6 protein-coding genes are annotated in these 8074 nt (G+C 70.4%); 4 read left to right on the top strand and 2 right to left on the bottom strand.

Features of this window, described 5'->3' with window-relative positions; all coding sequences use genetic code 11:
- From mfd to BFF77_RS29995, 3 genes are all read left to right on the top strand, one after another.
- The coding region (gene mfd / locus BFF77_RS30005; RefSeq protein ID WP_066956238.1) for a transcription-repair coupling factor at window positions 1-2117 on the top strand (2117 nt) is incomplete at its 5' end.
- A 368-nt stretch (window positions 2118-2485) separates the two neighbouring features.
- On the top strand, window positions 2486-3688 hold the full coding sequence (locus BFF77_RS30000; protein WP_107422290.1) for an acyltransferase family protein: 1203 nt from the start codon (window positions 2486-2488) through the stop codon (window positions 3686-3688).
- A 135-nt stretch (window positions 3689-3823) separates the two neighbouring features.
- Window positions 3824-4561, top strand: a complete 738-nt coding sequence (locus BFF77_RS29995) for an HNH endonuclease family protein (protein ID WP_425424445.1) — start codon at window positions 3824-3826, stop codon at window positions 4559-4561.
- 123 nt (window positions 4562-4684) lie between these two features.
- On the opposite strand, the gene BFF77_RS29990 is transcribed toward BFF77_RS29995, so the two are convergent.
- On the bottom strand, window positions 4685-5506 hold the full coding sequence (locus BFF77_RS29990) for a hypothetical protein (protein WP_245703818.1): 822 nt from the start codon (window positions 5504-5506) through the stop codon (window positions 4685-4687).
- A 62-nt stretch (window positions 5507-5568) separates the two neighbouring features.
- Entirely contained in the window at window positions 5569-6414 is an 846-nt protein-coding gene (locus tag BFF77_RS29985) for a DUF4190 domain-containing protein (protein ID WP_066956232.1), read from the bottom strand.
- 218 nt (window positions 6415-6632) lie between these two features.
- Here BFF77_RS29985 and BFF77_RS29980 point away from each other — a divergent pair.
- The coding region (locus BFF77_RS29980; RefSeq protein ID WP_245703816.1) for an N-6 DNA methylase at window positions 6633-8074 on the top strand (1442 nt) is incomplete at its 3' end.

Raw genomic sequence — 8074 nt, 5'->3', positions numbered from 1 at the left:
TCTTGCGGCGCTTGGCCGGCAAGGACGGCGCGCGCATGCCGGCCAAGCGCCGCAAGACCATCGATCCGCTCACCCTGGAGGCGGGCGACTACATCGTGCACGAGCAGCACGGCGTGGGCCGCTACGTGGAGATGGTGCAGCGCACGGTGCAGGGCGCGACCCGCGAGTATCTGCTGGTCGAGTACGCGCCGGCCAAGCGCGGCCAGCCCGGTGACCGTCTCTACATCCCCACCGACCAGCTCGAACAGGTCACCAAGTACGTCGGCGGCGAGGCCCCGACGCTGCACCGCCTCGGCGGCGCGGACTGGACGAAGACCAAGCAGCGCGCCAAGAAGGCCGTCAAGGAGATCGCCGCCGACCTGATCAAGCTCTACTCGGCGCGGATGGCGGCCCCCGGCCATGCCTTCGGCCCGGACACGCCCTGGCAGCGGGAGCTGGAGGACGCCTTCCCGTACGTGGAGACGCCCGACCAGCTCTCCACCATCGCCGAGGTCAAGGAGGACATGGAGAAGACGGTCCCGATGGACCGGCTGATCTGCGGCGACGTCGGCTACGGCAAGACGGAGATCGCCGTGAGGGCGGCCTTCAAGGCGGTCCAGGACGGCAAGCAGGTCGCGGTCCTGGTACCGACGACGCTGCTGGTGCAGCAGCACTTCGGCACGTTCTCCGAGCGGTACGCGCAGTTCCCCGTCTCCGTGAAGGCGCTGTCCCGCTTCCAGTCGGACGCGGAGGCGAAGGCGACGCTCCAGGGGCTGCGGGAGGGCGCGGTCGATGTCGTCATCGGCACGCACCGGCTGTTCTCGTCCGAGACCAAGTTCAAGGATCTCGGCCTGGTCATCGTGGACGAGGAGCAGCGCTTCGGAGTGGAGCACAAGGAGCAGCTCAAGAAGCTCCGCGCCAATGTGGACGTGCTCACCATGTCCGCGACACCCATTCCCCGTACGTTGGAGATGGCCGTCACCGGTATCCGCGAGATGTCGACCATCACGACACCGCCGGAGGAGCGGCATCCGGTGCTCACCTTCGTCGGACCGTACGAGGAGAAGCAGATCGGCGCGGCCGTACGGCGCGAGCTGCTGCGCGAGGGCCAGGTCTTCTACATCCACAACCGGGTGGAGTCGATCGACCGGGCCGCGGCGCGGCTGCGCGAGATCGTGCCCGAGGCGCGGATCGCGACGGCGCACGGACAGATGGGCGAGAGCGCGCTGGAGCAGGTGGTGGTGGACTTCTGGGAGAAGAGGTTCGACGTCCTGGTCTCCACGACGATCGTGGAGTCCGGTATCGACATCTCGAACGCCAACACCCTGATCGTGGAGCGCGGCGACAACTTCGGTCTCTCGCAGCTCCATCAGCTCCGGGGCCGGGTCGGGCGAGGGCGGGAGCGCGGGTACTCCTACTTCCTGTATCCGCCGGAGAAGCCGCTGACCGAGACCGCGCACGAGCGGCTCGCGACGATCGCCCAGCACACGGAGATGGGCGCGGGCATGTATGTCGCCATGAAGGACCTGGAGATCCGCGGCGCGGGCAATCTCCTCGGCGGCGAGCAGTCCGGCCATATCGCGGGCGTCGGCTTCGACCTGTACGTACGGATGGTGGGCGAGGCGGTCGCGGACTACCGGGCGTCGCTGGAGGGCCCCGACGGCGCGGCGGAGGAGCCGCCGCTGGAGGTCAAGATCGAGCTCCCGGTGGACGCGCACGTCCCGCACGACTACGCGCCGGGCGAGCGGCTGCGGCTCCAGGCGTACCGCGCGATCGCCTCCGCCAACACCGAGGCGGACATCACGGCGGTCCGCGAGGAGCTGACCGACCGCTACGGCAAGCTCCCGGAGCCGGTGGAGAATCTCCTGCTCGTCGCGGGCCTGCGGATGCTCGCGCGGGCGTGCGGAGTGGGCGAGATCGTGCTCCAGGGGCAGAATGTGCGCTTCGCCCCGGTGGAGCTGAGGGAGTCGCAGGAGCTCCGCCTCAAGCGGCTCCATCCCCGTACGGTCGTCAAGCCGGCCGCCCACCAGATCCTGGTCCCGCGTCCGACGACGGGCAGGATCGGCGGCAAGCCGGTGGTGGGCCGGGAACTGCTGGCGTGGACGGGGGAGTTCCTGGCGACGATCCTGGGGTCGTAGGGGTCGTAGGCGCCGTCCGGTACGGGCGTGTGTGGCGGCGGTCCGCCGCACGCGCGCCCCCCGGGCGGAGGGGCGGCGGCACGGCGACGGCGGAGGCCGCGACGAGGGAGCCGCCGCGACCGGGGGCGCACCGTGACTGACGGGGGCGGCACCGCGGCTGCGGGGGCGCTGCGACGGGGGGCGCGCCACGGCGGTCGAGACAACACTTGAACTCCCCGTTGCCTTCTGGACACCTTCGGTTCGCCCTGGCCGCCTTGACTGCCTGGATACCGTTCAGCGGGGCAACGGCTGAACCGTCAGGGTGTACGCGCTTGCCCTTCTGCGCCCCGTCCGGTTGCCTCGACCGCACCAGATGGGCAACAGGACACATGAAGCAGGCCGAGACGACCCCGGACGAGCGCCACATACCGCAGCCCGAGATGGTCGATGTCAGTACCCTCCCCGCCGCCGCACCCGCCGGACGGGAGAGATCCGCGGCGCCGTCGGGCGCGCGGCGCGGGAGCAGGCTCTATGTGATCGACGGGCTGCGCCTCGTGGCGGCCCTGATGGTGGTGGTGCACCACTACATCGGCACAGCCCGCGCCGACCGGCCCGACAATCCCATCTGGGGCCGTCCGGTCTCGGGGATCTTCCCGGACGTCTTCCCGGTCGCCACCTACGGATGGCTCGGCGTCGAGTTCTTCTTCGTCATCAGCGGTTTCGTCATCTGCATGTCCTCCTGGGGACGGCGGCCGAGGGACTTCTTCGTCTCCCGGGTGATCCGCCTCTACCCGGCCTACTGGTTCGCGGTGCTGTTCACCACGGCGGTCCTGACCGCCCTCCCGGCGGTCTTCCAGCCGCTGAAGCCCACGCAGTGGATCCTCAACCTGTCCATGCTCCAGAAGGGCATGGGCGTGCGGGACGTCGACAACGTCTACTGGACGCTCTGGGCCGAGCTCCGCTTCTACCTGATCTTCCTGCTCGTGGTGGCCACCGGTCTGACCTACCGCAAGGTGGTCGTCTTCTGCTGCGTCTGGGGCACGGCCGCGGTGTTCGCGGGGAAGTCCGGCATCCCGGTCCTGGTCACGCTCAGCAACCCCGACGCCGCCTGGTTCTTCATCGCCGGACTTGCCCTGTACCTGATGCACCGCTTCGGCCAGGATCCGCTGCTGTGGTGCATCCTGGGCATGTCCTGGGTCATGTCGCAGAACGACATCCTGCACCGGGTCGAGTTCGAGGACGTGTCGACCTGGAGCGGCTCGGTGTTCCTCTACACGGTCTTCCTGCTCGTCATGGCGGGCGTCGCGCTGGGCCTGGCCGACCGGATCCGCTGGAAGTGGCTGACCACGGCGGGCGCCCTGACCTATCCGCTCTATCTGACGCACTACGCGGTCGGGGTCGTGGTGATCCACCATCTCCGTGACCGCGTCGACGCCCGGCTGCTGGTGATCGGGCTGATCGCCGGGATGCTGGTGCTGAGCTGGCTCGTACACCGTCTGGTCGAGCGGCCGTTGGCGAAGTTCCTGAAGAAGGGGCTGACGGGGATGTTCTCCCGTCTGGACACCCCGCCCGAGCGCGCCGCCTCGGGCTGAGCCGTGCAGCGGTGTCTGGGACGGATCCGGCGGGGCACTCTGTTGTCGGCGGAGGCTTTTCGGCGGAAGGGCGGGCAAGTGGGGGGTCGCGGAGTGCGGGCGTCTCGTGGACGGGCTGACGGCACCGGCTCGGTGGTGGCCGGGACAGTGGTACTCGCGGCGGTGCTGACGGGCTGCGCCGGCGGTGGACTGACCGACGGAAGCGGTTGGCAGGGGGGCGGATCACCGGCCTCCGGCAGCCACGGGACCAGCCCCCTGGCCGATCCGGACGGTACGAAGCCGGGGCTGGCGGCGATCTCCTCCGAGAAGGACGAGTCGGCCGCCCGGGACCTGATCGCCGGTGTGTCCACCAAAGGGCGCGGGCCGAAGACGGGTTACTCGCGGGACGCGTTCGGCTACGCGTGGATGGACACGGCGGACGGTGTGCCCCTGGCCCGGAACGGCTGTGACACACGTAACGACCTGTTGAAGCGCGACGGCCAGAACGTTCGGTTCCGTTCGGGCTCCGACTGTGTCGTGATGTCGATGACCCTGCACGACCCGTACACCGGCGAGGAGATCGACTGGAAGAAGCGGAAGGCGGCGGCCGTCCAGATAGACCACATGGTGCCGCTGTCGTACGCCTGGCAGTTGGGCGCGGCCCGCTGGGACGAGGACAAGCGCGAGCAGCTCGCCAACGATCCGCTCAATCTCCTGCCGGTGGACGGTCCGTCCAACAGCTCCAAGGGCGATTCGGGTCCGGCGTCCTGGCTGCCGCCCAGCAAGGTGATCCGCTGCTCCTACGCGGTGCGGTTCGCACAGGTGGCGCTCAAGTACGAACTGCCGGTGACGGCCCCGGACAAGAGGACCATGCTCGCGCAGTGCGGCGGCTGACGGCGGGCCCGGCCCTCCCGGCGGCCCGCCTGCCGCGGGGGGAGGCCGCGGGGAGGCTCCCGGGAAGGCCGGAGGGGAGGCCACTCCCCTGCGGTGGCCTCCCCGGTGCGATGCGGCGACGTGTCAGCCGCCGAGGCTGTCCAGGTCCACGATGTCCTTGTCGTCGGGGACCTCGGCCGGGACGGGCTTGTCGAAGTCCGTGAAGGCCATCGTGCCCGCGTCCTTGCCCTTGACGACCACCTTCAGGAGATACGGCTTGCCCTCGGTGGCCACGTACATGGTGTAGTCGGAGGTGCCGTCGGTCTCGGTGAGTGTGATCGCCGGCTGTCCGTCCACCGTGGTGAGCGGTCCCTTGCGGGCGACGCTGTCGCCGTCGGCGAACTCGGCCAGCAACTCGTCGAGATCGCAGAACCCCACGAAGTCCTTGGCGTCCGGAGCCTTGGCGTCGGTCTTCACCCAGCGGTCGGCGAGCATTTCGACCACGGCGTCGGTCTCCTTCTCGGGCTGTCCCTCGCCCTGGGCCCGCAGCATCTTCTCGTCGAACTTCATGTAGACGGTCGCGCCGATCTTGGAGAGGGTCGTGGTGCCCTCGCCGTTCATCGACATCGTGCCCGCGCAGTCGCCCTTCTTGTCGAGAGCCATGTCGGTGAGGACGGTCCCCGTACCCTCCTTCGTATCGGCCTTGAGCCTGAGGGAGGAGGCGGCGCGGATCGTGGCCAGGGACTTCCGGGCTATCTCGGGGCCCGAGAGATCGGCGAACGGCTCGGGCTTCTCGCTGGAGCCGCTCTTGACGGGATCCCTGCCGTCCTTGGCGCCGGCCCTTCCGTCCGAGCCGGCCTTTCCGTCCGAGCCGGTCGTTCCGCAGGCCGGGAGCGTCAGAACGGCGACGGCGCAGAGGGCGGCGAGTGCGCTGCGGCGGATTCGGGGTGCGGTGGTGACAGTCATGACGTTTCTCCGGTAACTGCGGCTGCGACATGGCGTGGAGGGGCCGCGCGCGGCCCCGGGACTCAGAGCTTCAGGTCCCACTGGGACGAGTCGTGCAGGATGCCGGGGCCGACCTCGACGGTGAGCGCCTCGGCGGTGGGCGGCGCGTCGAACGCGAACTGGACCGTGGCCTTCTTGCCCGGCATGACCGTGCCGCTGAAGCCGAGGCCGACGGTGTCGTCGTAGACCGACTCCGCCTCGACACCGTCCTCACCGGCCCGCGCCGTGACGGTCGTCAGCGTGGCGTCGAACTTCTCCTTGCCGGCGTTCTCGATCACCACGGTCACCTTGTAGGCCTTGTTGCCCTTGGTGTGGCCGACCGCGTACGCACCGGGCGTGTAAGGGGTGGGCTTCGACACCGTGACGGTCAGATCGTCGTCGTAGACGGCGGAGTCGCCGGCCCCGAGCGTCTCGCCCGTGCCCTCGCCCTTCGCCTCGCCCGCTCCGCCGCCGGCCTTGCCGTCCGTACCGCCCGCCGCCCCGGGCGTGGAACCTACCGAGGACGTCGCCTTGTCCAGTTCCTTCACGGCGTCACCCACGAGCTTGAAGGTGAGGAACGCGCCGATCGCCGCGAGGACCAGGGCGAGCAGTCCGAGAACGACCCCCGAGGTGGCCACTCCCTTGTTCGTGGCCTCCCCGCGCTTGGCTCTGCCCCGTCCGGCCAGCCCGAGGATCAGTCCGGTCAGCCCGAGGACGGCGGCCAGCCAGAAGAGGAACGGGATCAGACCCGAGACGGCACCGACGATCCCCAGGACCAGGGAGGCGATACCGAGGCCGTTGCGGGCGGCCACCGGCGCGCCGTGTCCCGGCGGCACCGGAGCCTGCGGATACGGCGACGACTGCGGGTACTGCGGCGAGGACTGCGACATGGGTGTGCCTCCGAGGACGGGCATACAAGTGTGAGCGGGACTTCAAAGCCATCCCGTGCGGCGATGGGTCAATGACAGCAGAAGCTGTGAACCGAGTCAACATCGCTTCTCTTCTTCAGGTTGGTCTACGCTGTGAACCGGACCGTTCGTCCGCGCCGCTATGCTCAGCGCCACAGCGCACGGCCACAGCGGAGCCGCACGGTGAGGGAGGCAGCCAGGTGCCGGAGAACGCAGCAGAGGTGACGGCCGCGGGAATCGCCCGGCTCGCGGGTGTGGGGCGGGCCGCCGTGAGCAACTGGCGGCGGCGGCACGCCGACTTCCCCCAGCCCGTCGGCGGCACCGAGACCAGCCCGTCCTTCGCCTTGGGCCAGGTCGAGCGATGGCTGCGTGACCAGGGGAAAATCGCCGAGGTACCGCTGCGTGAACGGGTCTGGCAGGAGTTGCCGGGCGACGGTGCGACCGCCGCCGCCGCCCTTGTCCGCGCCGGCTGCGTGCTGCTGCTCGTACGGGACAGGCCCACGTGGTGGCGGCGGCTGGCCGCGGCGTCCGACGCCCAGCTCGCGGAACTGCTGCCCGTGGCGCTCGGCGAGGTGCTCGCCGTGCACTTCGGCGCGCCGGTGGAGAGCGCTGTTCACACTCCGGGCGCGCGTGAACTGCTTCCCTCGGTTCCGCTGCTGCGGAGTGTCGCCGAACTGGCGGCGGAGCTGGGCCCCCACCAGACCTTCGAGTTCCTGCTCGGCCGCCATCTCGACGCCAATCCGCGCCAGTACACGTCGACTCCCGCGGAGGCCGCCGCGTTGATGGCCGCGCTGGCGGTACCGGACGCCCGGCCGTCCTCCGCCGGGAACGTGACCGTTCTCGATCCCGCCTGCGGCACCGGCGCGCTGCTGTGCGCCCTGCCGCACGCGACCGTCCTGTACGCCCAGGACGCCGCCCCCGAACTCGCCGCGCTCGCCGGACTGCGCCTCGCCCTCCGCGCGGACGGCACGGACCGCGCCGAGGCCGAGGTCCGGACGCGCGCCGGGGACACACTGCGCGCCGACGCCTTCCCCCGGCTCGCCGTCGACGTCGTGCTCTGCCATCCGCCGTTCAACGAGCGCAACTGGGGCCATGACGAACTGGCCTACGATCCGCGCTGGGAGTACGGGTTCCCGGCCCGCACGGAGTCCGAACTGGCCTGGGCCCAGCACGCGCTGGCCCGGCTGCGGCCCGGCGGCACCGCCGTCCTGCTGATGCCGCCCGCCGTCGCGTCCCGCCGCTCCGGCCGCCGCGTCCGTGCCGATCTGCTGCGCCGTGGAGCCCTGCGCGCCGTGGTCGCCCTGCCCGCGGGAGCCGCGCCTCCCTATGGCATTCCGCTCCATCTGTGGATCCTGCGCAAGCCCGTCACGGGCGAACGCCCCTCTCCCGAAGTGCTGTTGGTCGACACCGCCGAGCTCTCCACGGCCGGTGGCCGGGACGCGGGCGGCGGCCGGGACAGCGTCGACTGGACGACCGTCCACGCCACCGTGCTCGACGCCTGGGCGCCCTTCGACCGGCTGGGCACGGCCGAGGAGCGACCGGGCGTCAGCCGTGCGATGCCCGTGGTCGAACTCCTCGACGACGACGTGGATCTGGCCCCCGCCCGCCATCTCCTGCCTCTTATACACAGCGGACGCTGCCG

The organism is Streptomyces lushanensis, from assembly GCF_001700515.1.
Lineage (GTDB): Bacteria > Actinomycetota > Actinomycetes > Streptomycetales > Streptomycetaceae > Streptomyces > Streptomyces lushanensis.
Note: the sequence above shows the minus strand (reverse complement) of the source record. Positions and strands in the feature narration are given on the sequence as shown.

Excerpts from the sequence above, each read along its gene's own strand:
- BFF77_RS30000 (WP_107422290.1), top strand. The coding sequence starts at position 2,486 with ATGAAGCAGGCCGAGACGACCCCGGACGAGCGCCACATACCGCAGCCC.
- BFF77_RS29990 (WP_245703818.1), bottom strand. The coding sequence starts at position 5,506 with ATGACTGTCACCACCGCACCCCGAATCCGCCGCAGCGCACTCGCCGCC.
- BFF77_RS29985 (WP_066956232.1), bottom strand. The coding sequence starts at position 6,414 with ATGTCGCAGTCCTCGCCGCAGTACCCGCAGTCGTCGCCGTATCCGCAG.